This is a genomic window from Pseudomonas sp. JAI111 (assembly GCF_024809425.1).
GTDB lineage: Bacteria > Pseudomonadota > Gammaproteobacteria > Pseudomonadales > Pseudomonadaceae > Aquipseudomonas.
The window spans coordinates 186,974-211,944 of record NZ_JANUCB010000010.1 but is presented as its reverse complement, the minus strand read 5'-3'; the positions used below and the strand labels follow the sequence as shown (position 1 = coordinate 211,944).

Genomic DNA, 24,971 nt, shown 5'->3' with positions numbered 1-24,971 from the left:
GCCTTCATCATAGATTCAAAGGTGTACAAGTCAAATTATTTGTATAGGTTTTTGCGGAGGGCGATTCCTGACGTGGGCGCTATTTCCAGCCCGACAGCCAGGTGTCGCTGTCTTTGAGGGCTTGCCAGTCAAGTCGCTTATTGCGCTGGGTCAACACTGCCTGCAACTCGACGGTCAGCACGGTGCCTGCCTCATCGCGGAACAGCTCCGTCACCAGAAAGTGTTTTTCGCGCTTTTGCGGGTGGGCTGCTGTCCATTTCGACAGCAGCAATTTGCTGGGGTTAATGCGGTTCACTGCAAGTGTTCATGCAAACGGCGAGCGGCTTCCTGGCCGCTGAGCCAGGCGCCTTCGACGCGCCCGGACAGGCACCAGTCGCCACACACGTACAAGCCCAGGTCGGCATCCGCCAGTGCGCCCCATTCATGACTGGTGGCGGGGCGGGCGTAGAGCCAGCGGTGGGCCAGGCTGAAGGTCGGGGCGGGCATGGAATCGTGCAACAGTTCGGCGAACGCGCCGTGCAATTGCTCGATCACCGCTTCCTTGGACAGATCGATGTGTTGCCGGCTCCAGGCACTTGTGGCGTGCAGCACCCAAGTGTCCATGGTGTTGTCGCGTCCCGGTTTGCTGCGGTTGCGAGCCAGCCAGTCCAGTGGGCTGTCCTGCACGAAGCAACCTTCCATGGGGGTGTCCAGCGGCGTATCGAACGCCAGTGCGACCGCCCAGGTCGGTTCCATTTTGACCCCGGCGGCAGCGCCCGCCAGTTTCGAGGCTGCAGCCAGCAAAGCCGTGGCCTGAGGGGCTGGCGTTGCGATGATCACATGGCTGAATGGACCGTGGGTAAAGCCTTCGGCGTCTTGCAGATGCCAGTGTTCTTCACCGCGATAGACCTCGGTGATCCGGCAGGCGAAATGCACTTCCAGATCGCCAAGCAAACCGCGCGTGATGGCGCTCATGCGGGGGGTGCCGACCCAGCGGGTCTGTTCATCCGGCGACAGGTTGAGCTGGCCACCATGGAAGGTGTAGAGCTGCGGCGTCCATTCGGCGACCCAGCCTTTGGCTTGCCAGCGCTGGACCTCGGTGACGAAGCGACGGTCGCGGGCGGTGAAATACTGGGCGCCCATGTCCAGAGCACCCGCATCGCTGCGCTTGCTCGACATGCGTCCGCCACTGCCGCGGCTTTTATCAAAAAGTTGAACGACATGCCCGACGTCTGTCAGGGCTTGGGCGGCTGAGAGCCCGGCGATGCCGGTGCCGATGATTGCGATAGGTACAGTCATAGGGGCCTCGTTTACCTTTCTGTACAGACTACGCTTTGGATTAAACCTGTACAATATTGTTTTCTGGTATAACTTTTAGCGTTCTCGATCTGACAGCTTGGCCTATTGTTAAACACAGAGCCTGCCCGATACCAAAGATCCCTGCTTATAAAAATAGACTAGTGATCAGGGTAAAACGCCACGCGAGGAAGAAGTCATGCACATATTGCTGACCGGCGGTACTGGTTTGATAGGACGTCAACTCTGCCGACACTGGTTGAGTCAGGGGCATCGTCTGACTGTCATGAGTCGTACACCTGCCAAAGTTGCAAAAATTTGCGGTGCCCAGGTGCGAGGCATCACGCAGCTCCAGGAGCTCGGGCAAGAGCCCGTGGACGCAATTATCAACCTGGCGGGCGCGCCCATTGCCGACCGGCCATGGACGTCCAGACGCAAAGCCTTGCTCTGGAGCAGTCGCATCACCCTGACCGAAACCTTGCTGACCTGGCTCGAAACCCGTGAGCAAAAACCACAGGTATTGATCTCCGGTTCCGCTATTGGCTGGTATGGCGACGGTGGCGAGCGGGAGCTGACGGAAGTGTCTGCGCCGGTCATCGATGATTTTGCCAGTCAGTTGTGCATTGCCTGGGAAGAAACTGCCCAGCGCGCCGAAGCGCTGGGCGTTCGGGTGGTGCTGATTCGAACCGGGTTGGTGCTGTCTGCCGAGGGCGGCTTTTTGTCACGCCTGTTGCTGCCGTTCAAGCTGGGACTGGGCGGGCCTTTGGGCAGTGGTCGGCAATGGATGCCATGGATTCATATCGAGGATCAAATCGCCCTGATTGATTTTCTTCTGCATCGCAATGACGCCAGCGGTCCATATAATGCTTGCGCGCCTAAACCGGTGCGCAACAGCGAGTTCGCCAAGACACTGGGCAGCGCGTTGCACCGCCCGGCGTTCATGCCGATGCCGGCCCTGGCGTTGAAAGTGTGCCTGGGCGAATTGTCACTGCTGTTGCTGGGAGGGCAGAAGGCCTTGCCGGTGCGCTTGCTGGAAGCGGGATTTACTTTCCAGTTCACTGATTTGCGCGCGGCCCTGGACGATCTGTCCAGCCGCCTTTGAAATAGGACGTTGCATGACCGATCACGCATTGCTTCTGGTCAACCTGGGTTCACCTGCTTCCACATCGGTGGCGGATGTACGCAGTTACCTCAACCAATTTCTGATGGACCCGTATGTGATTGACCTGCCATGGCCGGTGCGTCGTCTACTGGTGTCGCTGATCCTGATCAAGCGTCCGGAACAATCGGCCCACGCCTATGCCTCGATATGGTGGGAGGAGGGCTCGCCGCTGGTGGTGCTCAGCCGCCGCCTGCAGCAGGCGATGACTGCCCAGTGGACCCACGGGCCGGTGGAACTGGCAATGCGTTACGGCGAGCCGTCGATCGAGTCGAAACTGGTTCAGCTGGCGGCCCAGGGCCACAAAAGAATCACCCTTGCGCCGCTTTATCCACAGTTCGCCGACAGCACTGTGACCACGGTGATCGAGGAAGCCAAGCGGGTGGTGCGCGAGCATTCGCTCGACGTGCAGTTCTCGATTCTCCAGCCGTTCTACGATCAGCCGGAATATCTCGACGCATTGGTGGCTAGCGCCAAACCCTATCTGGAGCAGGACTACGATCACCTGCTGCTGAGTTTTCACGGTCTGCCGGAGCGGCACCTGACCAAGCTGGACCCGACGGGCAAGCATTGCTTCAAGAACGAAGAATGCTGCAAGAACGCTTCGCCGCAGTCCATGGCGACCTGCTATCGCGCGCAGTGCCTGCGCACCGCGTCGGAGTTTGCCAAGCGCCTGGGGCTGTCGAAGGGTACGTGGTCGGTGTCTTTCCAGTCGCGTCTGGGCCGTGCGAAATGGATCGAACCCTATACCGAAGCACGCCTCGATGAGTTGGCTGGAATGGGCGTGAAAAAAGTTCTGGTGATGTGCCCGGCGTTCGTTGCCGATTGCATCGAGACGCTGGAAGAGATTGGTGATCGCGGGCGGGAGTTATTCCGCGAAGCCGGGGGAGACGAGTTGGTGCTGGTGCCGTGCCTCAACGACGATCCGCAGTGGGCACGGGCATTGAACGCCTTGTGCGAACGAGCGCCGTTGGCGCTGTGACGATCGTTCCCACGCTCTGCGTGGGAATGCCTCTAGGGACGCTCCGCGTCCAGTGACGCGGAGCGTCACGGGCTATATTCCACATAGCGTGGGAACGATCAGTTCACTCAGAGCAAAGTCTCATTCGCCTTCTTGTGCTTCCAGCTGTCATTGCCCGGCAGCAGCAGGTTCAGCGCAATCGCCACCACCGCGCACAGCGCGATGCCTTTGAGGCCGAAGTCGTCGGGGCCAGTCCCGGTGCCGACCAGCACACCGCCAATCCCGAACACCAGGGTCACCGACACAATCACCAGATTGCGCGCTTCGCCCAGGTCGATCTTGTGGCGAATCAGGGTGTTCATCCCCACCGCGGCGATCGAGCCGAACAACAGGCACAGAATCCCGCCCATCACCGGCACCGGAATGCTTTGCAGTAGCGCGCCGAACTTGCCGATAAACGCCAGGCTGATGGCAAAGATCGCCGCCCAGGTCATGATTTTCGGATTGTAGTTCTTGGTCAGCATCACCGCGCCCGTCACTTCGGCGTATGTGGTGTTGGGTGGGCCGCCGAACAAGCCAGCCGCGGTGGTGGCAATGCCATCGCCGAGCAGCGTGCGGTGCAGGCCGGGTTTTTTCAGGTAATCGCGGCCGGTCACGCTGCCGACGGCGATCACGCCACCGATGTGTTCGATGGCCGGAGCCAGTGCCACCGGAACGATGAACAGAATCGCCTGCCAGTTGAATTCCGGCGCCGTGAAGTGCGGAATGGCGAACCACGGTGCAGCGGCAATCTTCGCGGTGTCGACCACGCCGAAGTAGAACGCCATGCCAAACCCCACCAACACACCGGAGATGATTGGCACCAGGCGGAAGATGCCTTTGCCGAACACCGCGACAATCAGGGTGGTCAGCAAGGCTGGCATCGAGATCAGCATCGCTGTCTGGTAATGAATCAGCTCGGTGCCATCGCCGGCCTTGCCCATCGCCATGTTGGCGGCGATGGGCGCCATGGCCAGGCCGATGGAGATGATCACCGGACCGATCACGACCGGGGGCAGCAAGCGGTCAATAAAGCCGGTGCCTTTGATCTTCACGGCCAGGCCGAGGAAGGTGTAGACGAAACCCGCTGCCATCACGCCGCCCATGGTCGCCGCGAGGCCGAACTGGCCCTTGGCAAGAATGATCGGGGTGATGAAGGCAAAGCTCGACGCCAGGAACACCGGCACCTGACGCCCGGTGACGATCTGGAACAGGATCGTCCCCAGGCCTGCAGTGAACAGCGCCACGTTCGGGTCCAGGCCGGTAATCAGCGGCATCAACACCAGGGCGCCGAAGGCCACGAACAGCATCTGTGCGCCAGACAGCACCGTGCGCCAGAGCGGATCGTTGAACTCTTGCTGCATGCTCAAGCGTCCTTCTGCTTGGTACCGAAGATCTTGTCACCGGCATCGCCCAAGCCTGGAATGATGTAGCCGTGTTCATTGAGTTTTTCATCAATGGAGGCGGTGTAGATCATCACGTCCGGGTGAGCCTTCTCGACTGCGGCGATGCCTTCCGGCGCGGCGACCAGCACCATGGCGCGGATGTCGCGGCAACCGGCCTTTTTCAGCAGGTCGATGGTGGCGACCATGGAGCTGCCGGTGGCGAGCATCGGGTCGATGATCATTGCCAGGCGCTCGTTGATTTCCGGGACGAGTTTTTCCAGGTAGGTGTGGGCCTGCAGGGTCTGTTCGTTGCGGGCCACGCCCACGGCGCTGACTTTGGCGCCCGGGATCAGGCTCAGTACGCCTTCGAGCATGCCGATGCCGGCACGCAGGATCGGCACCACGGTAATTTTCTTGCCGGCGATTTTCTCGACCGACACGGTGCCGCACCAGCCTTCGATGTCGTAGGCTTCCAGCGGCAGGTCTTTGGTGGCTTCATAGGTCAGCAGGGCGCCGACTTCTTGAGCGAGCTCACGGAAATTCTTGGTGCTGATGTCTGCGCGGCGCATCAGGCCTAGTTTATGACGGATCAGCGGATGGCGGATCTCTTGGATGGGCATGGGGAAAGGCTCCGGCGGCGGGCAAAAAAACCGGCCTAGATTAATCTATCCGAGGGTGTTGTCCTATAGACATTCAGTACGTTAGTCCACAAACGCTTGATCTGGCCTCGCTTGATGCGTACCTTTGCCCGCTTTTCCTGAATCCGTCCCGCCCCTCACCCCCTGGAGAGCGCCATGTCTGCTGATCTCGAGCATATCCGTCAAATCATGCGAGAGGCTGACTGCCTGTACACCGAAGCTGAAGTCGAGGCGGCCATCGCCCGCGTCGGTGCACACATTAATGAAGAACTGGCTGACAGCAATCCGGTGGTGTTCTGTGTGATGAACGGCGGCCTGATCTTCGCCGGCAAATTGCTCACCCATCTGCAATTCCCGCTGGAAGCGTCCTACCTGCACGCTACCCGCTATCGCAACGAAACCAGTGGCGGTGACCTGTTCTGGAAGGCCAAGCCGGAAGTGTCGTTCATCGACCGTGACGTGCTGATCATCGACGACATCCTCGACGAAGGTCACACCCTGGGCGCGATCATCGATTTCTGCAAACACGCCGGCGCGCGCAAAGTGCACACCGCTGTACTGATCGACAAGGACCACGACCGCAAGGCTCGCCCGGACCTCAAAGCCGATTTCGTCGGCCTGCCGTGCATCGACCGTTATATCTTCGGTTACGGTATGGACTACAAAGGCTACTGGCGTAACGCTAACGGTATCTTCGCTGTTAAAGGGATGTAAGGAATGACCACGCCGCGTTTTCTCGATCAAACCCTGTTCACCGAATTGGCCGAGAAAGCCGCGGCCAATCCTCGTGGGCGTCAGCATCACAACTTCCACCAGATGGAAGACGCCTGCCATCGCATGGCGGTAGGTCTACAGCCGCACACCTACATCGCGCCTCATCGGCATTTGGGTGAAAACAAGGCCGAAACCTTGTTGGTCCTCAAAGGGCGGCTGGGGGTGCTGATCTTCGACGAGACCGGCGTGCTGGTGAAGAAGCAAGTCCTGCAGGCCGGTGGCGATTGTATTGGTGTGGACCTGCCGACCGGTATGTTCCATAGCCTGGTGGTGCTGGAAGCCGACAGCCTGATGTTCGAGTGCAAGGCCGGTCCCTATCGCCCGGTGGGTGAGGGTGAGCTTGCGCACTGGGCTCCGCGCGAAGGCGAGCCGGGCGTGGCCGAGTATCAGGCATGGATGCGCGCGCAGTTTGATTGAGCCATGGGCTCAATTTTCTCCGGCCAGCCAGCGTTCGCTTTTGCGACGGGCCTGTTCCAGGTTGTTCACGTAGGCCAACTGACGCTGTTCCCGATGGATGCCTGCGCGCCTGAGCTTCAGGCGTACCCTTGGAGCGGTCGCTACCAGAATCAGGCCGATGCCGTCCGTGCGGTAATCCCTCAAGATATTGTCGAAGGCCGCCAGTGCCGTCATGTCCAGCATCGGCACGGCGCTCATCTCGACGATTACCACTTTGACCTCCGGACTGAATTTGCGTAGCACTCCCAAGGCTTTTTCAGCAGCGCCGAAGAACAGCGGCCCGCGTATCGCATAGCAACGAACATGTTCCGGCATGTCCTGCAAGGCTTGATGGAAGGCGCGGGGCAGTTCGGCGGTGTCGGTGAGATCGCTCATGCGTTTGATAAATAACCCGGCGGCCAGCAGCAGGCCGACGGCGACGGCCATCACCATGTCGAACAATACCGTCAGGCTCAGGCAGGTCAGCAAGACCAGCACATCGCTGCGAGGCGCGATGCGCAACGTATGCAGCACGTGCCGGGCCTCGCTCATGTTCCACGCCACCATGATCAGCAATGCTGCTAGCGCAGCCATGGGCAAGTAGCTGAAAAGCGGTGCGAGGACGAGTATTGCCATCAGCACCACGGCGCTATGAATAATGGCGGCCAGTGGCGAAAAGGCTCCGCTGCGCACGTTGGTGGCACTTCGGGCAATGGCCGCCGTGGCGGTAATGCCGCCGAACAACGGTGCGATCAGATTGCCCAGGCCCTGGCCCAGCAGTTCTGCGTTGGGATCGTGTTTGCTGCCGGTCATGCCATCCGCCACCACCGCACACAACAAGGATTCGATGGCACCGAGCATGGCGATAGCGAACGCCGGCGCCATTAATTGACGGATCAAGTCATAAGACAGGTGCAGAGGTCGGCCGTCGGGACCGGGCAGATTCCACGGCCAATCAAAGCTTGGCAGGAACGGCGGAATGCCGGGATGGCTGATGCCCTCGACCGTGTAGCTGAAACGCTCACCCAAAGTCGCCACCGCCAGCCCTCCGTGCTCCAGCGCCAACCCCAGGAGCGCGCCGATGGTAAGCGCTACCAGATGCCCCGGAATCCTCGGCACCCATCGTGGCCAGACAATCAGAACGGCCAGGCATGTGAGGCCGACGATCCCGTCCCCTAGCCGGGCACTGGGCAACGCCAGAATCAAAACGCCCAGCTGTTCGATGTAATGTTCTGCCTGGCCGGCGGTGTTCAGGCCCAGCAAATCCTTCAATTGCAGGGTGGCAATGACAATGCCGATCCCGGCGGTAAAGCCCAGGGTGACTGGGTACGGAATGTACTGAATCAACCGCCCGGCTCGAATCAGCCCCAGGACAATGAGGATGACGCCGGCAAGCATGGTGCAAAGCAGCAGGCCGCCGAGGCCATATTGTTGGGTGATGGGCAGCAGAATGACTACGAACGCGGCGGTCGGCCCACTGACATTGAAACGCGAGCCGCCTGTCAGGGCGATCAGGGGCGCAGCGATCAGTACCGTATACAAACCTTGCTGGGGCGGTACACCTACGGCAATCGCCAGGGCCATGGCCAACGGGATGGCGATAATCCCTACCGTCACCCCGGCACTGATGTCGCCGCGTAAGCGCCTGAGGGTGTAGCCGGCGCGCCAGGTCTGACGCCAGGCCGCGAACAACGGTGGGACGGAGAACGTCATGAACACTCCCTAAAAGACGATGCTCTGTTGAACGACGGCTGAAAGCTCGTCCAGCATCGCCAGCCTCGTACTGCGAAGTATTGACCTATATCGCCAATTCGCGCGGTTGATCCTCATGCTAGAGTGCTTGGCCTCGCCTTCGGAGCCCGTCATGAGCCTTTTGATCCGCAGCTGCGCCGCCCTGTTGCTGACCCTCAGCCTGCCACTGGCCGCCGCCCCGGCACCCATGCATGGGCAGTTCCTGCCCCCGGACGACCTGACCCTGCGTGATGCCGAACCTGAGCAGCAACAACTGTTGCAGGTCACCGATTATTCGGTAGTGGTGGGCAGTCAACGCCAGTCCAACCAACAGCCGATCCCGGTCACGTCCCCGGTGTTGATTCGCCTCAAGGGCAAGTCCTTGAACAAGGGAGCAACGATCAATCAGGTGCTGGTCAATTTCGATGGCGAAAGCAAAAGCCTGAAAAAGCCGATCTTCGACGATGAAAGTAAAACCCTTACGCTGTTTTACCCGATGGCGCAGTACCGGGTGGTGCTCGATTTGTTGCGCAATGACACGGTGTATTGCCAGTTCCTCAGTTACGCCAACGGCCATATCTGGGCCGATCTGCACACCGGCAGCGTTCGTGCGCGTTGAGCCCTGTGCCCGGGCAGGGGTAAACTGCCTGCCCCGTGAAATGTCTGCGAGCTGGAGTCGGCAATGCGTAAAGATAAGAAACAAGTGATTGGTGACGAGATCGGCGATGAGCAGATCAAGTTGTTCCTCGATTTCGAGCCGGTCGACGCCACTTCGCCGTCCCTGCACAAACTGATCAAGGCCTACCGTGGTCTGCGCATCGACGATTTCGAGCGTTTCCTGACATTCTTCGTCGAAGCCGGTCTTGATCTGGATGGCAAGGATGAGCATGGCAATGACTTCGTGGCCCTGATCAAGGACCAGCGTAATGCGGCCGAGTACATCGAGCTGATCGCCAAGGCTCGCGGCTAAGATCAAAAGATCGCAGCCTCGTTTCACTCGACAGCTCCTACAAGAGATCGCGTATGTCTGTAGGAGCTGTCGAGTGAAACGAGGCTGCGATCTTTTCAGGCACAAAAAAAACGCCCCGCTCTCATTGAGAACGGGGCGTTTTTTATCGGGCCGAATCAAGCGTAGCTTTCGGTCTCGTTACTGGCTTCAACCAGTTCCAGCGCGACGTTGTTGTGCGCGTTGATCTTGCGATACAGCGCAGCGTCGGTTTCCAGGACTTTTTCCCGTGCCGGGAAAATTTCCGCCAGTTTGGCGGCCCATTCACCGGAAGCCTTGTTCGGGAAGCATTTCTCGATCAGCTCGAGCATGATCGAAACGGTCACCGAAGCGCCTGGGGATGCGCCGAGCAGGGCGGCAAGGGAACCGTCTTTTGCCGCGACCAGTTCGGTGCCGAACTGCAGAACGCCACCCTTTTTCGGGTCTTTCTTGATGATCTGCACCCGTTGGCCGGCCACTTCCAGGCGCCAGTCTTCGGCTTTCGCTTCTGGGTAGAAACGACGCAGGGAATCCAGGCGCTGCTCCATCGACTGCATCACTTCGCTGACCAGGTACTTGGTCAGGTCCATGTTGTTTTTCGCCACGGCCAGCATCGGGCCGATGTTGCCGGCGCGTACCGACATCGGCAGGTCCATGAAGGAACCGTGCTTGAGGAACTTGGTGGTGAAACCGGCGTAAGGCCCGAACAGCAGGGACTTCTTGCCATCGACCACGCGGGTGTCCAGGTGCGGCACCGACATCGGTGGCGAACCGACCGCAGCCTGGCTGTAAACCTTGGCCTGGTGGTGCTTGACCACTTCCGGGTTGTCGCAGCGCAGCCATTGGCCACTGATCGGGAAGCCGCCGAAGCCTTTGCTTTCTTCGATGCCCGAGGCCTGCAACAACGGCAATGCCGCGCCGCCAGCGCCGAGGAAGACGAACTTGGCGTCGACTTCGCGGGAATTACCGCTGTTGACGTCCTTGATGCTGACGGTCCAGCCTCCGTTGTTACGCTTGAGGCCGGTGACGCGCTTGCAATACTTGACCTGGGCATCGGGTGCGCTGGTCAGGTGCTTGAGCAGTTGATTGGTCAGGGCGCCGAAGTTGACGTCGGTGCCGTTCATGACACGGGTCGCGGCGACGACTTCGTCGGCCGGGCGGCCCGGCATCATCAGCGGCATCCACTCGGCCATGGTGGCCTTGTCTTCGGTGTATTCCATGTCCGAGAAGGCGTGGTGCTTGCTCAGGGTCTTGAAGCGTTCCTTGAGGAAGGAAACGCCATCATTGCCTTGCACGAAGCTCAGGTGCGGCACCGGGCTGATGAACGACTTGCACGAACCGAACGTGCCTTTCTTCGTCAGGTAGGACCAGAACTGCTTCGAGACCTCGAACTGGGTATTGATGTGCACGGCTTTCTTGATGTCGACGCTACCGTCGGCGGCCTGCGGCGTGTAATTGAGCTCACACAGTCCGGCGTGACCGGTACCGGCGTTGTTCCACGGGTTGGAACTCTCCGCGGCACCGGAATCCATCAGCTCGACGACTTCCAGCTTGATCGCGGGGTCGAGCTCTTTGAGCAGTACGGCGAGGGTGGCACTCATGATGCCGGCCCCAACGAGTACTACGTCGACTGCTTCGTTATGCGCCATTTAACGCGTCTCCAAAATCTGCAGCACCAAATTGTCGGCATGGCTGCCAGGCGTTCCGGGGCGTGTCAGTGATGCCCCAGGTAGCGATGGTCAGTGTGCCATGTCCGAATCTTCGCAATTTTTCGCAACTTCGACGGACGCTACCGGCCGGGTTTAAAAGAGTTACATGAACTCACTTCAACGCGCCGCTGGCAATTCGACTTATGGTCGAGACGTCCGTTTGTGCAACCAAATCCGTAGAGGACAGGCTTCAGGCTCCGGTGTTCGAGGAGTACTCGGTCCTGTGTCGTTGGGCTGTTTCAGACGCTAATGGTGCATGTTCAGACGCAAAACTATTCATTTGCTCGCCACACTCTTGTGAAGTTGTGAAAACCCGTTTTTTTCACGCTCTTTTGAAGACGTGAACCTCAAAAAAGGGCTGTCCCAGCCTGGCACCGTGCCCGGATGGATTGCCGCCATGGGGTACATGACAGGCAAAACGGGCAAACAGCTCAGTGACCGAGCGTAATGACAGCTCTGCAGATTCGCGCGAAGTGGGTTTTTTTGCTCAAGAAACAGCAAGCGCCCGCTTCACTCGATCTGTGTGGGCGGCTCTCTGTGGGCGGTGCGGGGTGTCAATACCGAGGCAATGACGATGCTGCGAGGCCCGATCAGGAGACGTCCTTATAATCGGGGTGAGATTGTATCTAAGAAACGCAGGGAAATGGACGTGTTTAATGACTTTTATTAGGCGTCCGGTCAGATGGACAACAGCGCCTGCACCCGAGAACGAGACTGAGGCGCCCGGACGTGGGCGCTAGGGGGCAGGGGATGGTGCAACCAGTTGAGGCGTATTTCCTCGATTTCGACCCAGCCATCGCCCATGGGCTGAAGGCTGCATTGCTTGAACGCCAGGCAGTGACCATTGTGGTCGAGCAGCGCAAAGCAGCGATGCAGTGGGCGTGGTGCGAACAGCGAGATCAGATAACGCATGGCGAATTACCTTGTGGGTGACCTGTCGAGTAGATTGCCAATGGGTCATGACGTGAACGTGTAGGGGCGGTTACAGATGTGTGACAGGAACCGCTTTGCCTCAGGTTTGTCAGAGATTTGAGCAATCATTGCGAGACGCTAGTTAGCAACGATAGCTCACCGCTATACTGCGCGCCTGTCTGTGCCTGATTCTGGAGAGAAGAGCATGTTGCAACGCCTGTTGTTCGGTTTGATCACTGTGACCAGTTTGACCCTCGTCGGCTGCGCCCACAGCCCGCAACAACTGAACCCTGAGCCTAAGCTGACGACTCAGCTGGCGCCAGTCGGCCATGGTCAGCCGGTGGTGGTGCGGGTGGTGGACGGTCGTCCGTCGCCGACCCTGGGCACGCGTGGTGGCTTGTACCCTGAGACCAGCGCGATCACCGTGCAGGGCGCGCAGATTCTGCCGAAGTTGCAGGCCCAGGCCGAAGCAGCCGTGCGTTTGCTGGGCTTCACTCCAACCTCGAACGCGATGAATGCGCCGCAGTTGACGGTGACGCTGGCTGAGCTGAAATACCAATCGCCTAAAGAAGGCATGTACGTGACCGAAGCGACTATCGCCGCAACGTTCCGCTCCGATGTCCAGAATGCCAACCGTCGTTACAGCGGTCGCTACGGCGCATCTCTGGATCAGCGTTTTGGTATGGCGCCGAATCAGGAAACCAACACCAAGCTGGTCAGTGATGTGTTGAGCGATGCGTTGACGCGCTTGTTCAAGGATCCGACGGTTGGTCAGATGCTCGGCGAATAACCTTTCGCCAGTTTCAAAAAAGCCCGGTGCCAGTGATGGTCCCGGGCTTTTTAATGCTTGCAGGTTTTGCCGGCTTAACCCATCCCCCTGTCGGCGTGCAGCATGACGGTTTCGAGGGGCGACAGGCTGGAGGATTCAGATGACGGCGCCATGACACAGGGTAACGGTTGGTCAGAAGGTTCGTTATTTGTCGGAAAGGCGGGGCAGGCCGGCGGGCTTTCGGTAGAATCCGCGCCGCGGTCGTCGGTCCGACGCCTGACACATCTGTTTTGCCCGAGGTACGTGATGTCGTTGCATTTGATTTCGCTGTTTACCAACCATCCCGCCAAGTTGATCAACCTGTTGGCATTGCTGCTGGCCTTTCCGGGCGGCTGGTTGCTGCACGCCACGCGGCGCCGCGAACAGCGCGCGTTGGCCAGTCTCGAAGCGCAAAGTCAGCGCGGTCGCATCGACGATCCAATGCTGATGCTGGATGGCGCGACCCTGCGCATGAACCGGTTTTTCTACCGCTTCGGCTTTGCCTGCCTGGGGTTGGCGTTACTGGTGTCGTGGATCAGCACGCGCTTCTGAATCGCAAAAAGCAAAAAGATCGCAGCCTCGTTGTACTCGACAGCTCCTACAGAGGATGGCGTCCACCTTGTAGGAGCTGTCGAGTGCAACGAGGCTGCGATCTTTTGATCTTGCTTTAAAGCGGCAATCCAGCTTTCACGCGGTACTGATTCCTCACCGGTGTCGCGTATTGCAACACCAGGAACGGGCGATGTTCCTCAGGGCAAGCTTCCAGCCGGCGCTGCCATTCTTCCTGAGCCTTGGCCAGTTCATCGGCGCCAAACACTTTGGCTGCGGGCGGGACCTGCAGTTGTGGATCGGCACCCTCCCACTGCGCATAGGCGAGGTAATGCACCGGGAATAACCGGTAGCCACCGAGAATCTGTCGGTCCATTTCAATCGCCAGTTGCTTGGTGTCTTCAAACAATTCGGTGATCGGCGCCGCGAAATTCACATGGACCCGGCCCTTGTAGCCGGTGATGCCCTTGGCAATGCTCACGTCATCCTCACCCGGTGCCTTGGTGTAGCTGCCGGTGGTCGCGCGGATGTAGAGCTCGCGGGCCTTGGCCTGGTCGCACGGGTCGTATTCGTAGCTGATCGATACCGGCGTGAGGTTCAGCGAGCGGATGACCTCGCCGAACGGCTCGTCCTTGCGATTCATGTGGAACATCTTGAGGATCGCCGACTCGGTACGGTCGTCGCCATCCTTGGCCCGGCCTTCGGCCTGGGCGATCCAGATCGAGGCGCAGTCGTTGCGGATCGAGTGGTTGATGTAAGCCGACAACAGTTGATACGCCGCCATTTTCTCGCGACGACCGGTGATCGAACGGTGCACGATGAAGCTCTTGTTCAAGCGCATCAGGTCGCTGACGAAAGGCTTTTGCAGCAGGTTGTCGCCAATCGCGATGCGCGGGGTCGGCAGGCCGGCGTGGTACACGGCGTAATTGACGAAAGCCGGGTCCATTACGATGTCGCGGTGATTGGCGATGAACAGGTAGGCGCTGCCGGACTTGAACTGCTCGACGCCGGTGTACGTCACGCCATCTGTGGCGCGCTCGATGGTGTGGTCGACGTACATCTCGACCTTGTCCTGCAACGTGGCCACCGAGGTGACGCCGGCGAACTCACGGCGCAGCCGATGAGCTATAAGAGGTTTGAGCGCCCAGCCGAAAACACCGGCAAAACGCGGGAAGCGGAAGTGGATGAGGATATCTAGAAATGCCTTGTCGCCGAGCAGTCGATCCAGCACCGCAGGGACTTCGCTGTCATTGTAAGGTCGGATGGCATCGAATTCGCCCATCATGCTCTCTTGTTAGAAACGGCTAGGGTAAGTAAAGGTTTTGATCGAAAACCAACGGGGCACGGTCTGAAAAGGTAGCCAGACAAAAATAGCCCTGCAAATAGACCGGCGATTATACGCACAAGTCACCTGGGAGACCGCGATGCTGGAAACTGCGCTGTACGAATGTCCGTATTGTGGTGAAGAGGTGGAAACGACTGTGGATATTTCTGCAGGCGATCAGACCTACATCGAGGATTGTCAGGTGTGTTGCCGGCCGATCACGTTCGTGTTGCAGGTTCACGATGATGAATGGCATCTCGAGGTTTTCAGCGAAAATGAGTGAGGGGCGTCTATGCAGCGAATCTACGAGCCGGAAAACCTGATGGAAGGTGAGTTGCTGCTGGGCATGCTGGCCAGCGAGGGTATCGAGGCGCATCTGGTGGGCCGCGATTTGCTCGGCGGTACCGGCGAGTTGCCGGTTTTCGGCTTGCTGGGATTGTCGGTGGATAACGACCAGGCCGAATACGCCCGGGAGCTGATCACCGCGTACAATGCTGCGCTGCCCCTGCCCGGCGATGAGCCGGAGAGTTTTCCCGGCACGCTGGTCTGTTAGGCTGACGTTCGTTTTATCAAGAGTCGTGTTGCCCCATGTGTGGACGTTATGCCCTGTTTCGCTGGAACCCCGCCTTAGCGGCCCTGCCTGGCTTTCCCGCCGATCAGCAGGCCCAGTGGAATATTTCTCCCAACGATTCGGTGCTGATGCTGCGAGCCGGCGCCGACGGTGAACGTGAGTTGGCCCGCGCCCGTTGGGGTTTGACACCACCGTGGCTGACCGATTTGTCCCGTACCCCGGCCCATGCGCGGGCTGAAACCGTTGCCGAACAACCGATGTTTCGCCAGGCCTTGCGTGAGCGTCGTTGCCTGTTGCCGGCCAACGGTTTTTACGAATGGCGTGGCACCACCCGTAAGCGCCCCTATTGGCTGACGCCGGGGGAGGGCTCGGCGCTGTTCTTCGCGGCGATCTGGGAAGCGTATCCGGTGCAGGAGCAGGTGTGGCTGAGCACGGCGGTGATCACGCAACCGGCGGCCAGTCAGCGTCGGCCGTTGATTCTGGACGCGGCGGGGCAGGAGGCATGGCTCGATCCTGAGACGCCATTGCATGCGTTGCAGGCATTGCTCGCCAGCGAACCTGCGGCGTTGCGCGAGCGGGTGCTGGCAAACCTGGTGAATGATCCGAAGCTCAATGGGCCGGAGTGTCTGACCCCGGGCTAACCTCGATATGATCGTTCCCACGCTCTGCGTGGGAATGAATCCCGTGACGCTCTGCGTCACAGTGGACGCGGAGCGTCCATGGCTGCATTCCCACGCAGAGCGTGGGAACGATCGATAAGCCTCAAACCTTGAACTGATTGATCAACCGCCGCTGCTGTTCGGCCAGCTTGGTCAGATCGGCACTTGCCGCGCTCGACTCATCTGCGCCACCCGCCACTTCATTGGCCACTTGCCCGATATTGATCACGTTGCGGTTGATGTCATCCGCCACTGCGCTCTGTTCCTCGGCCGCACTCGCAATCTGCGTGTTCATGTCATTGATCACCGACACCGCCTGAGTAATCGTCTCCAGTGCCTCGGCCGCTTTCGCCGCATGCTGCACGCTTTCGTCGGTGCGGTTCTGACTGTCCTCCATGACCCGCACCACATCGCGCGTGCCTTGTTGCAGTTGCTGGATCATGGTCTGGATTTCTTCAGTGGCCTTCTGGGTTTTCTGTGCCAGATTGCGCACTTCGTCAGCCACTACCGCAAAACCTCGACCCTGTTCACCGGCCCGTGCTGCTTCGATGGCTGCGTTCAAGGCCAGCAGGTTGGTCTGCTCGGCAATCCCGCGAATGGCGGTCAGGATCGCGTTGATGTTCTCGCTGTCCTTGGCCAGGGTTTGTACCACGCCCACGGCCTTGCCGATTTCTACCGCCAGCACGCCAATGGAGTTCGACGTGTCCCGAACGATTTGCATGCCTTGCGCCGCTGCCTTGTCGGCATGACTGGCGGCTTGCGCGGCCTGGGTCGCGTTGCGTGCCACGTCCTGCGCGGTAGCGGTCATTTCATGCACCGCCGTCGCCACCTGATCGATCTCGGCCATTTGCTTCTGCACGCCAATGTTGGTGCGGATGGCAATATCGGCGGTGTGTTCCGACGAATCGCTGACGCTCTGCACCGAGGTCACCACTTGCGTGATCATCGCCTGCAACTTGGCCAGGAAGGTGTTGAAGCCTTTGGCGATCGAGCCCAATTCATCGGCGCGATCACTGGTCAGGCGGCGCGTCAGGTCGCCTTCGCCCTTGGCGATATCGTCGAGCATCGCCACCATTTGCTTGAGCGGACGGGCAATGCCGTGGCCCACCAGCCAGATCACCAGCAAGCCGATACCGGCGATCAGCAGGCCTACCATGGCCATGCCAAAGGTGTCGGACTTGCGCTGGGTGTCCAGGTCACCCTGAAGTTTTTGCAGGTCCGCCATCACTGCATTCAGCGGCAGTTGCAACATCAGGGTCCAGCGCGCGTCGGTCTGGCCGATGCCAAACGGCAAGTACAACTCTATTCGGCCCTGGGCTTTGTCGACGGTGTAGGTCACTTCGCCGCGCTTGAGGTTGGCCATGTTGGCGATCTGTTGGCTGTCGAGGATGTCGCTGACTTTTTCGCCGAATTTGCTCGGGTCCTTGGTGTAGGCAACGATCCGTCCATTACCGCCAATCAGCGCCATCACCCCTGAGCCGCCGTAGAGTTTCTGGTTGGCGCCCAGCAGCATTTCCTGAATGAAGTTCACCGACAGGTCGGCGCCGACAATGCCCTGGAACGCGCCATTGAGCATGATCGGTTCAATGAAGGAGGCGAGCATGACGATCTTGTCGCCGACCTTGTAGGGCGCCGGATCGATTACGCAGGGCTTTTTGGTTTCTTTGGAGCACAGGTAGTACTCGCTGGCGCGAACGCCGGTGGACAGGGTTTTCTGGTCGTCGACGTCCACCAGTTTGTCCAGGCCCAGGCTGCCGTCTTCGTTGCGGAACCACCATGGCAGGAAGCGTCCGTTGCTGGCGTCGATACCCACCACCTTGGTGTCGACGTAGGCCGCGTCGTTGTGGTCGAGCGCGTTTTTTTCCCAGCCGACGTAGGTGCCGAGGATTTTCGGGTTTTTGGCGACGTTTTCCTTGATCAGGCTGATCAGCTGCTCACGGCTCAGGCTCAATTGCGGCTGGCCATCGGCGCCGGGTGTGCCGATCAACGTATTGACCCGTACCAGGCCTCCGGCAATCAGCAGAGGCGCTTCGAGTTCGCGCTGAATCTGGCTGACCTGGGTTTGTGCCAGGGACGTCAGGCGCTGCTCGATGACTTGTTCGAATTGCGCCTGGGTCCGCTCCTGCACCATGTCTTGCGTCCGGGCGCCGGAAAACAGGGCGTAGAGCACCAGCGCGGCCACGACGCTAAGAACGATAGCGCCGGCGAGGGCTGCCACGGAAAACTGGATCGACTTGAATTTCATGGGTGCTCCGCACGCAAGAGGACGTCTGCGAGGGTGTATCGGCAGGGGGCTTCGTGGGCATGAGCGGGGCGGCGGCAAAATGGTTGTTTTGGAGAGGCTGATGTCGTAAATGAATCAATGCGCGGCGTTATCGGCCGCGGCCGGTGTCGTAATGTGAATTTTTTCCTACGGCCATGAGAGCTTTGTCTGAAATGCGCGTCTACAGCTCTGTTGTATCTGGCGTCGATACAATTCCACGCCTAGGATACGCGGCATGTTTTCCGGGAGTTTTTTGATGAACAAGAGATTGGTTTTGTGTGCGCTGAGCGCGAGTCTGCTGCTCGCCGGTTGTCAGTCGGTCAATACCACCAGCGGTGGCGCGGTCGGTGTTGAACGCAAGCAATATATGTTCAGCATGCTGTCCACCGACGAGGTCAACCAGATGTATGCCCAGTCTTATCAGAAGACTGTCGGCGAGGCGAACACCAAAGGCGTGCTGGACAAGACCAGTAACGACGCCAAACGCATCCAGACCATCGCGGACCGGTTGATTGCCCAGGCTCCGGTTTTTCGCCCGGATTCGGCCCAGTGGAAATGGGAAGTCAACCTGATCAAGAGCGATGAGCTCAACGCCAACTGCGGGCCTGGCGGCAAGATCATTTTCTACACCGGGCTGATGGACACCCTGAAGCTCACCGATGATGAAATCGCCGCGATCCTGGGCCATGAAATCGCCCACGCCCTGCGCGAGCACGGCCGTGAAGCGATGTCCAAGGCATACGGGGTCGAGATGGCCAAGCAGGGCGCCGGTGCGTTGCTCGGTCTGGGCCAGGACAGCCTGGCCCTGGCGGACACCGTGGCGGAATACGGCATGACCTTGCCCAACAGTCGCGCCAATGAAAACGAAGCGGACCTGATCGGACTCGAACTGGCCGCCCGTGCCGGTTACAACCCGAACGCCGCGATCACGCTGTGGAACAAGATGAGCAAAGTCTCGGAAGGCGCGCCTCCCGAGTTCTTGAGCACTCACCCGGCTTCGTCCAGCCGGATTGCTTCGTTGCAGGCGGCGATTCCAAAGGTGATGCCGTTGTACGAGAAAGCGCGTAAATCCTGAGGTTTTTACCTCGTCAGTGAGGGCCTCATCGCGAGCAAGCTCGCTCCCACAGGGTTAGTGTCGATCACAAAACCAATGTGGGAGCGAGCTTGCTCGCGATGAACGATGACGCGGTCTACCGGGTTAAACCCACCCGCTGCTCTGCATCGCCTTGTACACCGCCACAATCGCCAGGATGAAGAATGCCGATGCCGCCAGGCGTCGGATCAGGGTCAACGGCAGTTTGTCCGCAGCAAAGTTACCCGCCAGCACCACCGGCACGTTGGCAATCAACATCCCCGCCGTGGTACCGATGATCACCAGCCACAGTTCCGGGTATTGCGCGGCGAGCATCACGGTGGCGACTTGCGTCTTGTCGCCCATTTCGGCCAGGAAAAACGCGATCAATGTCGTCAGGAACGGTCCGAACTTGCGGGCCGTGCTGCCTTCGTCGTCATCCATCTTGTCCGGCACCAGGGTCCACAGCGCTGTCGCCGTGAAGCTCGCGGCCAGGATCCAGTGCAACACCGCATCCGAGAAGAAGCTGCCGAACCAGGCGCCTACCGCACCGGCTGCCGCATGGTTGGCCAGGGTCGCGGCAACGATGCCGGCGATGATGGGCCAGGGCTTGCGAAAGCGGGCAGCAAGAATGAGCGCGAGCAGTTGCGTCTTGTCGCCGATTTCGGCCAAGGCAACGATTGCGGTGGGAACGAGCAGAGAATCCAACATCAGGTTTTTCCTAAGGGGCGGGTCGACACGGCTATGACACGTACAGCCTTCCCGCCCCGGGTAAGGTGTTCGTGTCATAGGTCTTGTCAAACCCTGCGATCCGCATGGTGCGGACCCTTGGGTCGCATACGCCATGGTCTGTTGACCAAGTATGTTGACGTATGCCGGACGAGCATGGCGCTCGTGGGAGACTACTCCCCTAGGACGGGGCGGATTCTGCCTAGGCAGAACCCATTCGGCAAGCACTAATTTCTTAGCCGCGTTTGGCCCGATAGATTCTGAAACCCTGACCCTCAGCCTTGATTGCACAGATGCCCAGGTGTTCCTCGATCAGTGGCTGGTACTTCAGGAAGCTGTTTGCCACCAAGCGCAGTTCGCCACCATTTTTCAGATGTTTAGCCGCTTTTCGCAGCAAGTTCTCGGTGGCAAAGTAATCGGTGTGGACACCGACATGGAACGGCGGGTTGCTCAGAATTGCGCTCAAACCCATCGGCGCCGCGTCGATACCGTCGCCGGTAATCACCTCGGCTTCCAGACCATTGGCGGCCAGTGTCAGACGACTGCTGGCGGCGGCAAACGCATCCACGTCGAGCAACGTGACCTGATTGTGCGGATAACGACGCTTCACCGCAGCGCCCAACACACCCGCGCCGCAACCGAAGTCCAGCAAGTGGCCGCTTGGCAACTTGTCCAGGTGCTCCAGCAGCAAGGCGCTGCCACGATCGAGGCGACCATGACTGAACACGCCCGGCAGGCTGATGACTTTCAGCGGGCCTTCAGCCAGCGGCAACTCATAGGTCTGAGCCAGGCTTTCCAGCGACTTGGCTTCTGGCGCGTTGGCCACCGTCACCAGCCACAGCTGGCAATGCCGCGCGCTGTCGAGTTTGCGCGGTTTGCCGAACGGGTTCAGTTGTTTGGCCGCACCTTCGATGCCGCTGCGTTTTTCGCCCACCAGGTACAGTTCGCGACCGGCCAGGCGCGAGGCGAGGGCGTTGAGGATGTAGTCAGTCAGGTCCTTGGACTTGGGCAGAAACACCACCGCCGTTTCGAACTCACGCTCGGGTGCATTCACACCGAAATGGCTGCGCTCGGCAAAACGGGCGTCCAGCGCCGATTGATCGCCGGCATGCCAACACCAACCGTGAGCCTGGGGCAATCGCCCCAGCAGATCGTCGGCGGGCAAACCGGCCAACAACACCGAACCCTGGAATAACTCAGCCTGACGAAGCAGTACTTCACTGCGCGGATCCATAACTGCTCCTGTGAAAAAAAGTGCCGCAGTCTATCAACTGACGACCCGCAGCGCTTTACCGCTGAAAAATCCCTGGGCGTTTTCGGTCAACTGACCGACGATCCGCTGCCGCGCCTCGCGACTGCCCCAGGCATTGTGCGGCGTGACGATCAGCCGTGGGATGTCATGGGCCAGCAAGGGATTGCCCTGGGTCGGTGGCTCGACGCTCAGCACGTCAGTGGCCGCGCCGCCCAGATGACCGTTGCGCAAGGCATCGGCCAGCGCCTGCTCATCGATCAAGCCGCCACGAGCGGTGTTGACCACGAAGGCACCGGGCTTCATCGACGCCAGCTCCCGGGCTCCGATGAAGTGGCGGGTGTGTTCGTTGAGCGGGCAGTGCAGGGTTAGGGCATCGATTTGTGGCAGCAGTTCGTCCAGTGGCAAACGATCCGGTCGGGCAGGGCGGCCGGGGATCTGCCCCAGCAAGACGCGCATGCCGAACGCTTCAGCCAGCCGCGCCACCGCTCCGCCCAGTTCGCCGTGGCCGAGCAGGCCGAGGGTTTTACCTTCCAGTTCGACAATCGGGTAATCCAGCAGGCAGAACTGTTTCGCTTGCTGCCAGCGACCTTCAGCTACTGCTTTTTGATAGTCGGCCAGGCGTGTCGCCAGGTTGAGCAGCAACATGATCGTGTGCTGCGCCACCGATGGCGTGCCGTACCCCTGGCAGTTGCAGACCGTAATGCCGTGAGCGCGAGCGGCCACGAGATCGACGTTGTTGGTGCCGGTGGCGGTGATCAGGATCAGCTTCAGCTCGGGACTGGCGGCAATGGCAGCGGCATCGATCAGGATCTTGTTGCTGATGGCCACGGTGGCGCCCTTGAGGCGTTCGATGACCTGCTCCGGCGCGGTTTGGGCGAACAGCTGCAAATCGTCAAAGCAGTCGCGCAACGGGCTGAGATCGAGATCGCCCAGGTCCAAAGACGGATGGTCAAGGAAAACGGCGCGGCGAGAGTTCGTCATCAACTGTACCTTTTGTGCGTTGAACTGAAGGCGTAATCTGCCGAGCCTATCAGATGAAACAAATGGTTACGCAGTACCAGACTGCACACTGGCCCCTTGTGGGAGCGAGCTTGCTCGCGATGACGCAGTGTCAGGCGATATTTGTGTCAGCTGATAGACCGCTATCGCGAGCAAGCTCGCTCCCACAGGGGATGCCGTAAGCCTTGTGAGTTTCATTTCGACCGATCTGCCCTAAAAGGAGCCCCTATGTACTGGACAGAGTTCTTGACCGTTGCCCTGATTCACTTGCTTGCCGTGGCCAGTCCCGGCCCGGACTTCGCTGTCGTGGTGCGGGAAAGCGTGACCCACGGTCGCCGCGCGGGCACCTGGACGGCGCTGGGCGTCGGCACGGCGATTTTCCTGCACGTGGGGTATTCGCTGCTGGGGATCGGCCTGATCGTGTCGCAGTCGATCGTGCTGTTCAACGCCCTGAAGTGGGCCGCCGCCGCTTATCTGCTGTACATCGGCTACAAGGCCTTGCGGGCGCAACCGGCCAAACCCGCCGCTGACGACCTGCACAAGGAAGCCGGCGAACGCACGGCGCGCGGCGCCTTCACTTCGGGATTTGTAACCAACGGCCTGAACCCGAAAGCCACGCTGTTCTTTTTGTCGCTGTTCACCGTGGTGATCAACCCGCATACGCCATTGACGGTACAGGCCGGCTACGGGATTTACCTCGCGGCGGCGACAGCGCTCTGGTTCTGCCTGGTGGCGCGGTTGTTCAGCCAGCAACGGGTTCGCGCCGGTTTCGCCCGCATGGGCCACTGGTTCGACCGGACCATGGGCGTGGTATTGATCGCCATCGGCGTGAAACTCGCCTTCACCGAGATGCATTGATCTCCCGTCTACAGGTGCGGGGGAGTCGTTAAATGCTGGCGCAAAGCTAGCATTTGTACGACTCTGCAAATCATTCCTTTGGCTGATTTGGCCGGCGTATAAGGGTTCTAGAGTACTAACCTCTACAGCCAACACCGTGCAGTCAGGAAAAGGGATTCTTATGTTGCAGACTCGCGTTATCCCCCCAGCCGAAGGCGCTTACCAGTACCCGCTGTTGATCAAGCGGCTGCTGATGTCCGGCGCTCGTTACGAGAAAACCCGCGAGATCATTTACCGCGACCAGTTGCGTTACAGTTATCCGACCCTGATCGAACGGGTCGCACGGCTGGCCAACGTGCTGACGGAAGCCGGGGTCAAGGCCGGCGATACGGTGGCGGTGATGGACTGGGACAGCCATCGTTATCTGGAATGCATGTTTGCCATCCCGATGATCGGCGCGGTGATTCACACCATCAACGTGCGCCTGTCGCCGGAACAGATCCTCTACACCATGAACCACGCCCAGGACCGCTTCGTGCTGGTCAACAGCGAGTTCGTCGGGCTGTACCAGGCGATTGCCGGGCACCTGACCACGGTGGAGAAAACCCTGCTGCTGACCGACCTGCCGGAAAAAACCGCCGACCTGCCCAACCTGGTCGGTGAGTACGAGCAATTGCTGGCGGCTGCCAGTACGCAATACGACTTCCAGGACTTCGACGAGAACTCGGTCGCGACCACCTTCTACACCACCGGCACCACCGGCAATCCCAAAGGCGTGTATTTCACCCATCGGCAACTGGTGCTGCACACCATGGGCGTGTCGACCATCATGGGCGCCATCGACAGCGTGCGCTTGTTGGGCACCAACGACGTCTACATGCCGATCACCCCGATGTTCCATGTGCACGCCTGGGGCTTGCCGTATGTGGCGACCATGCTCGGGCTCAAGCAGGTTTATCCCGGCCGTTACGACCCCGAATACCTGGTGGAGCTGTGGCGCAAGGAAAAGGTCACCTTCTCCCACTGCGTGCCGACCATCCTGCAGATGGTCCTCAATTCCAAAGCGGCGCAAGGCACCGATTTCGGCGGCTGGAAAATCGTCATCGGTGGCAGTGCGCTGAACCGCACGTTGTACGAAGCAGCCAAGGCCAAGGGCATTCAGCTGACCGCCGCGTATGGCATGTCGGAAACCGGTCCGTTGGTATCGTGTGCTCACCTCAATGACGAACTGATGGCCGGCACCGAAGACGAACGCACCACGTATCGCATCAAGGCGGGTGTGCCGGGGCCGTTGGTGGAGGCGGCCATTGTCGATACCGATGGCAACTTCCTGCCCGCCGATGGTGAGACCCAGGGCGAACTGGTGCTGCGTGCACCGTGGCTCACCGAAGGCTATTTCAACGAACCGCAGAAGGGCGCCGAGCTCTGGGCCGGGGGCTGGCTGCACACTGGCGACGTGGCGACGCTGGACAGCATGGGCGTGATCGACATTCGCGACCGGATCAAGGACGTGATCAAGACCGGCGGCGAGTGGATTTCCTCCCTGGACCTTGAAGACCTGATCAGTCGCCATGCGGCGGTACGCGAAGTAGCAGTGGTAGGCATCGCTGATCCACAGTGGGGCGAACGCCCGTTTGCGTTGCTGGTGATCCGCGAAGGGCATGAGATCGGGGCCAGGGAACTCAAGGAGCACCTCAAGCCCTTCGTCGAATTGGGGCACCTGAGCAAGTGGGCGATCCCGAGCCAGATCGCCCTTGTTACTGAAATTCCCAAGACCAGTGTCGGCAAGCTCGACAAGAAGCGTATCCGCCTCGACATCACTGAATGGCAGGCTAACAACAGCGCCTTCCTCTCGACGCTTTAAGCGTCTTCTGGCGTGCCCGAAAGGGCACGCCAACCCCACCA

Annotated in this window: 26 protein-coding genes, 1 pseudogene and 1 riboswitch; of the genes and pseudogenes, 14 read left to right on the top strand and 13 right to left on the bottom strand. The window is 59.7% G+C overall.

From position 1 onward, the window contains the following. Positions 1-79: 79 nt before the first annotated feature. A complete protein-coding gene (locus tag HNR03_RS26355; protein WP_259156919.1) occupies positions 80-295 on the bottom strand; it encodes a TIGR02450 family Trp-rich protein in 216 nt (71 codons plus the stop codon). Next, positions 292-1,278, bottom strand: a complete 987-nt coding sequence (locus HNR03_RS26350) for an NAD(P)/FAD-dependent oxidoreductase (RefSeq protein ID WP_222588417.1) — start codon at positions 1,276-1,278, stop codon at positions 292-294. The genes HNR03_RS26355 and HNR03_RS26350 overlap by 4 nt, the downstream gene beginning before the upstream one ends. 196 nt (positions 1,279-1,474) lie before the next feature. On the opposite strand from HNR03_RS26350, the gene HNR03_RS26345 reads away from it, so the two are divergent. After that, positions 1,475-2,377 carry a TIGR01777 family oxidoreductase gene (locus HNR03_RS26345; protein ID WP_259156918.1) on the top strand — a complete coding sequence of 301 codons (903 nt, stop codon included), beginning with the start codon at positions 1,475-1,477 and terminating at the stop codon, positions 2,375-2,377. A 13-nt stretch (positions 2,378-2,390) separates the two neighbouring features. Continuing rightward, complete coding sequence (hemH, locus tag HNR03_RS26340; RefSeq protein WP_259156917.1) at positions 2,391-3,416, top strand: ferrochelatase; 1,026 nt, start codon at positions 2,391-2,393, stop codon at positions 3,414-3,416. Positions 3,417-3,523: 107 nt separating this feature from the next. Here the strand turns inward: hemH and HNR03_RS26335 are convergent, their stop codons facing one another. Together HNR03_RS26335 and upp are read right to left on the bottom strand one after the other, a co-directional pair. After that, a complete protein-coding gene (locus HNR03_RS26335; protein WP_222588414.1) occupies positions 3,524-4,798 on the bottom strand; it encodes a uracil-xanthine permease family protein in 1,275 nt (424 codons plus the stop codon). Positions 4,799-4,800: 2 nt separating this feature from the next. Then, positions 4,801-5,439, bottom strand: a complete 639-nt coding sequence (gene upp / locus HNR03_RS26330) for a uracil phosphoribosyltransferase (protein ID WP_222588413.1) — start codon at positions 5,437-5,439, stop codon at positions 4,801-4,803. Between the two features lie 174 nt (positions 5,440-5,613). Here upp and HNR03_RS26325 point away from each other — a divergent pair, with 174 nt between their 5' ends. Together HNR03_RS26325 and HNR03_RS26320 are read left to right on the top strand one after the other, a co-directional pair. Further along, positions 5,614-6,171: a hypoxanthine-guanine phosphoribosyltransferase gene (locus HNR03_RS26325; protein WP_090180149.1), complete on the top strand. Its 558-nt coding sequence runs from the start codon at positions 5,614-5,616 to the stop codon at positions 6,169-6,171. Between the two features lie 3 nt (positions 6,172-6,174). Next, positions 6,175-6,648 carry a WbuC family cupin fold metalloprotein gene (locus HNR03_RS26320; protein WP_222588412.1) on the top strand — a complete coding sequence of 158 codons (474 nt, stop codon included), beginning with the start codon at positions 6,175-6,177 and terminating at the stop codon, positions 6,646-6,648. 9 nt (positions 6,649-6,657) lie between these two features. Here HNR03_RS26320 and dauA read toward each other — a convergent pair whose 3' ends face one another. After that, entirely contained in the window at positions 6,658-8,379 is a 1,722-nt protein-coding gene (dauA, locus tag HNR03_RS26315; RefSeq protein ID WP_222588411.1) for a C4-dicarboxylic acid transporter DauA, read from the bottom strand. 151 nt (positions 8,380-8,530) lie between these two features. Here dauA and HNR03_RS26310 point away from each other — a divergent pair, with 151 nt between their 5' ends. Together HNR03_RS26310 and HNR03_RS26305 are read left to right on the top strand one after the other, a co-directional pair. Next, positions 8,531-9,016 (top strand): hypothetical protein, encoded by a 486-nt coding sequence (locus HNR03_RS26310; protein ID WP_222588410.1) that lies wholly within the window; start codon positions 8,531-8,533, stop codon positions 9,014-9,016. A 63-nt stretch (positions 9,017-9,079) separates the two neighbouring features. Continuing rightward, positions 9,080-9,367, top strand: coding sequence for a PA4642 family protein (locus tag HNR03_RS26305; RefSeq protein ID WP_090180157.1), 288 nt, complete (start codon positions 9,080-9,082; stop codon positions 9,365-9,367). A gap of 155 nt (positions 9,368-9,522) precedes the next feature. Here HNR03_RS26305 and mqo read toward each other — a convergent pair whose 3' ends face one another. Together mqo and HNR03_RS26295 are read right to left on the bottom strand one after the other, a co-directional pair. Next, positions 9,523-11,031 (bottom strand): malate dehydrogenase (quinone), encoded by a 1,509-nt coding sequence (gene mqo / locus HNR03_RS26300; protein ID WP_259156916.1) that lies wholly within the window; start codon positions 11,029-11,031, stop codon positions 9,523-9,525. Between the two features lie 738 nt (positions 11,032-11,769). Then, on the bottom strand, positions 11,770-12,003 hold the full coding sequence (locus HNR03_RS26295; RefSeq protein WP_259156915.1) for a hypothetical protein: 234 nt from the start codon (positions 12,001-12,003) through the stop codon (positions 11,770-11,772). Positions 12,004-12,208: 205 nt separating this feature from the next. On the opposite strand from HNR03_RS26295, the gene HNR03_RS26290 reads away from it, so the two are divergent. Next, positions 12,209-12,793, top strand: coding sequence for a YajG family lipoprotein (locus HNR03_RS26290; RefSeq protein WP_090180164.1), 585 nt, complete (start codon positions 12,209-12,211; stop codon positions 12,791-12,793). Positions 12,794-13,078: 285 nt separating this feature from the next. Beyond that, complete coding sequence (locus HNR03_RS26285; protein ID WP_222588407.1) at positions 13,079-13,363, top strand: hypothetical protein; 285 nt, start codon at positions 13,079-13,081, stop codon at positions 13,361-13,363. Positions 13,364-13,478: 115 nt separating this feature from the next. Here the strand turns inward: HNR03_RS26285 and HNR03_RS26280 are convergent, their stop codons facing one another. Then, positions 13,479-14,645: a 1-acyl-sn-glycerol-3-phosphate acyltransferase gene (locus tag HNR03_RS26280; protein WP_259156914.1), complete on the bottom strand. Its 1,167-nt coding sequence runs from the start codon at positions 14,643-14,645 to the stop codon at positions 13,479-13,481. Positions 14,646-14,784: 139 nt separating this feature from the next. Between HNR03_RS26280 and HNR03_RS26275 the strand changes: the two genes are divergently transcribed. From HNR03_RS26275 to HNR03_RS26265, 3 genes are read left to right on the top strand one after another with little or no spacing between them, the layout of a single operon-like run. After that, the gene (locus tag HNR03_RS26275; protein WP_222588405.1) at positions 14,785-14,967 is read left to right on the top strand and encodes a CPXCG motif-containing cysteine-rich protein; all 183 of its coding nucleotides are present in this window, start codon (positions 14,785-14,787) and stop codon (positions 14,965-14,967) included. 9 nt (positions 14,968-14,976) lie between these two features. Further along, positions 14,977-15,237: a putative signal transducing protein gene (locus HNR03_RS26270; protein WP_222588404.1), complete on the top strand. Its 261-nt coding sequence runs from the start codon at positions 14,977-14,979 to the stop codon at positions 15,235-15,237. A 35-nt stretch (positions 15,238-15,272) separates the two neighbouring features. Further along, entirely contained in the window at positions 15,273-15,896 is a 624-nt protein-coding gene (locus tag HNR03_RS26265) for an SOS response-associated peptidase (protein ID WP_259156913.1), read from the top strand. A gap of 121 nt (positions 15,897-16,017) precedes the next feature. Here HNR03_RS26265 and HNR03_RS32040 read toward each other — a convergent pair whose 3' ends face one another. Beyond that, positions 16,018-16,761 (bottom strand): methyl-accepting chemotaxis protein, encoded by a 744-nt coding sequence (locus HNR03_RS32040; RefSeq protein ID WP_405046091.1) that lies wholly within the window; start codon positions 16,759-16,761, stop codon positions 16,018-16,020. A gap of 111 nt (positions 16,762-16,872) precedes the next feature. Beyond that, positions 16,873-17,070, bottom strand: a pseudogene (locus HNR03_RS32035) (HAMP domain-containing protein); the annotation flags it as partial. Between the two features lie 1,363 nt (positions 17,071-18,433). Between HNR03_RS32035 and HNR03_RS26255 the strand changes: the two are divergent. Further along, complete coding sequence (locus HNR03_RS26255; protein ID WP_259156911.1) at positions 18,434-19,252, top strand: M48 family metallopeptidase; 819 nt, start codon at positions 18,434-18,436, stop codon at positions 19,250-19,252. Positions 19,253-19,375: 123 nt separating this feature from the next. Here the strand turns inward: HNR03_RS26255 and HNR03_RS26250 are convergent, their stop codons facing one another. From HNR03_RS26250 to HNR03_RS26240, 3 genes are all read right to left on the bottom strand, one after another. Next, entirely contained in the window at positions 19,376-19,960 is a 585-nt protein-coding gene (locus tag HNR03_RS26250) for a TMEM165/GDT1 family protein (protein ID WP_208671486.1), read from the bottom strand. A gap of 89 nt (positions 19,961-20,049) precedes the next feature. Further along, a riboswitch (yybP-ykoY riboswitch) is annotated at positions 20,050-20,172 on the bottom strand. Between the two features lie 41 nt (positions 20,173-20,213). Further along, positions 20,214-21,212, bottom strand: a complete 999-nt coding sequence (locus HNR03_RS26245) for a class I SAM-dependent methyltransferase (RefSeq protein WP_259156910.1) — start codon at positions 21,210-21,212, stop codon at positions 20,214-20,216. 33 nt (positions 21,213-21,245) lie between these two features. Next, positions 21,246-22,211, bottom strand: a complete 966-nt coding sequence (locus HNR03_RS26240) for a 2-hydroxyacid dehydrogenase (protein WP_259156909.1) — start codon at positions 22,209-22,211, stop codon at positions 21,246-21,248. 246 nt (positions 22,212-22,457) lie between these two features. Here HNR03_RS26240 and HNR03_RS26235 point away from each other — a divergent pair, with 246 nt between their 5' ends. Next, positions 22,458-23,087, top strand: coding sequence for a LysE family translocator (locus HNR03_RS26235; RefSeq protein ID WP_259156908.1), 630 nt, complete (start codon positions 22,458-22,460; stop codon positions 23,085-23,087). A 160-nt stretch (positions 23,088-23,247) separates the two neighbouring features. Further along, entirely contained in the window at positions 23,248-24,930 is a 1,683-nt protein-coding gene (locus HNR03_RS26230) for a fatty acid--CoA ligase (protein ID WP_222588397.1), read from the top strand. Positions 24,931-24,971: the final 41 nt, after the last annotated feature.

What these genes read in the sequence shown, in the direction of transcription:
- HNR03_RS26350 (WP_222588417.1), bottom strand. Translation starts at nt 1,278, where the DNA reads ATGACTGTACCTATCGCAATCATCGGCACCGGCATCGCCGGGCTCTCA.
- HNR03_RS26345 (WP_259156918.1), top strand. Translation starts at nt 1,475, where the DNA reads ATGCACATATTGCTGACCGGCGGTACTGGTTTGATAGGACGTCAACTC.
- hemH (WP_259156917.1), top strand. Translation starts at nt 2,391, where the DNA reads ATGACCGATCACGCATTGCTTCTGGTCAACCTGGGTTCACCTGCTTCC.
- HNR03_RS26335 (WP_222588414.1), bottom strand. Translation starts at nt 4,798, where the DNA reads ATGCAGCAAGAGTTCAACGATCCGCTCTGGCGCACGGTGCTGTCTGGC.
- upp (WP_222588413.1), bottom strand. Translation starts at nt 5,439, where the DNA reads ATGCCCATCCAAGAGATCCGCCATCCGCTGATCCGTCATAAACTAGGC.
- HNR03_RS26325 (WP_090180149.1), top strand. Translation starts at nt 5,614, where the DNA reads ATGTCTGCTGATCTCGAGCATATCCGTCAAATCATGCGAGAGGCTGAC.
- HNR03_RS26320 (WP_222588412.1), top strand. Translation starts at nt 6,175, where the DNA reads ATGACCACGCCGCGTTTTCTCGATCAAACCCTGTTCACCGAATTGGCC.
- dauA (WP_222588411.1), bottom strand. Translation starts at nt 8,379, where the DNA reads ATGACGTTCTCCGTCCCACCGTTGTTCGCGGCCTGGCGTCAGACCTGG.
- HNR03_RS26310 (WP_222588410.1), top strand. Translation starts at nt 8,531, where the DNA reads ATGAGCCTTTTGATCCGCAGCTGCGCCGCCCTGTTGCTGACCCTCAGC.
- HNR03_RS26305 (WP_090180157.1), top strand. Translation starts at nt 9,080, where the DNA reads ATGCGTAAAGATAAGAAACAAGTGATTGGTGACGAGATCGGCGATGAG.
- mqo (WP_259156916.1), bottom strand. Translation starts at nt 11,031, where the DNA reads ATGGCGCATAACGAAGCAGTCGACGTAGTACTCGTTGGGGCCGGCATC.
- HNR03_RS26295 (WP_259156915.1), bottom strand. Translation starts at nt 12,003, where the DNA reads ATGCGTTATCTGATCTCGCTGTTCGCACCACGCCCACTGCATCGCTGC.
- HNR03_RS26290 (WP_090180164.1), top strand. Translation starts at nt 12,209, where the DNA reads ATGTTGCAACGCCTGTTGTTCGGTTTGATCACTGTGACCAGTTTGACC.
- HNR03_RS26285 (WP_222588407.1), top strand. Translation starts at nt 13,079, where the DNA reads ATGTCGTTGCATTTGATTTCGCTGTTTACCAACCATCCCGCCAAGTTG.
- HNR03_RS26280 (WP_259156914.1), bottom strand. Translation starts at nt 14,645, where the DNA reads ATGATGGGCGAATTCGATGCCATCCGACCTTACAATGACAGCGAAGTC.
- HNR03_RS26275 (WP_222588405.1), top strand. Translation starts at nt 14,785, where the DNA reads ATGCTGGAAACTGCGCTGTACGAATGTCCGTATTGTGGTGAAGAGGTG.
- HNR03_RS26270 (WP_222588404.1), top strand. Translation starts at nt 14,977, where the DNA reads ATGCAGCGAATCTACGAGCCGGAAAACCTGATGGAAGGTGAGTTGCTG.
- HNR03_RS26265 (WP_259156913.1), top strand. Translation starts at nt 15,273, where the DNA reads ATGTGTGGACGTTATGCCCTGTTTCGCTGGAACCCCGCCTTAGCGGCC.
- HNR03_RS32040 (WP_405046091.1), bottom strand. Translation starts at nt 16,761, where the DNA reads ATGGCCGAGATCGATCAGGTGGCGACGGCGGTGCATGAAATGACCGCT.
- HNR03_RS26255 (WP_259156911.1), top strand. Translation starts at nt 18,434, where the DNA reads ATGAACAAGAGATTGGTTTTGTGTGCGCTGAGCGCGAGTCTGCTGCTC.
- HNR03_RS26250 (WP_208671486.1), bottom strand. Translation starts at nt 19,960, where the DNA reads ATGTTGGATTCTCTGCTCGTTCCCACCGCAATCGTTGCCTTGGCCGAA.
- HNR03_RS26245 (WP_259156910.1), bottom strand. Translation starts at nt 21,212, where the DNA reads ATGGATCCGCGCAGTGAAGTACTGCTTCGTCAGGCTGAGTTATTCCAG.
- HNR03_RS26240 (WP_259156909.1), bottom strand. Translation starts at nt 22,211, where the DNA reads ATGACGAACTCTCGCCGCGCCGTTTTCCTTGACCATCCGTCTTTGGAC.
- HNR03_RS26235 (WP_259156908.1), top strand. Translation starts at nt 22,458, where the DNA reads ATGTACTGGACAGAGTTCTTGACCGTTGCCCTGATTCACTTGCTTGCC.
- HNR03_RS26230 (WP_222588397.1), top strand. Translation starts at nt 23,248, where the DNA reads ATGTTGCAGACTCGCGTTATCCCCCCAGCCGAAGGCGCTTACCAGTAC.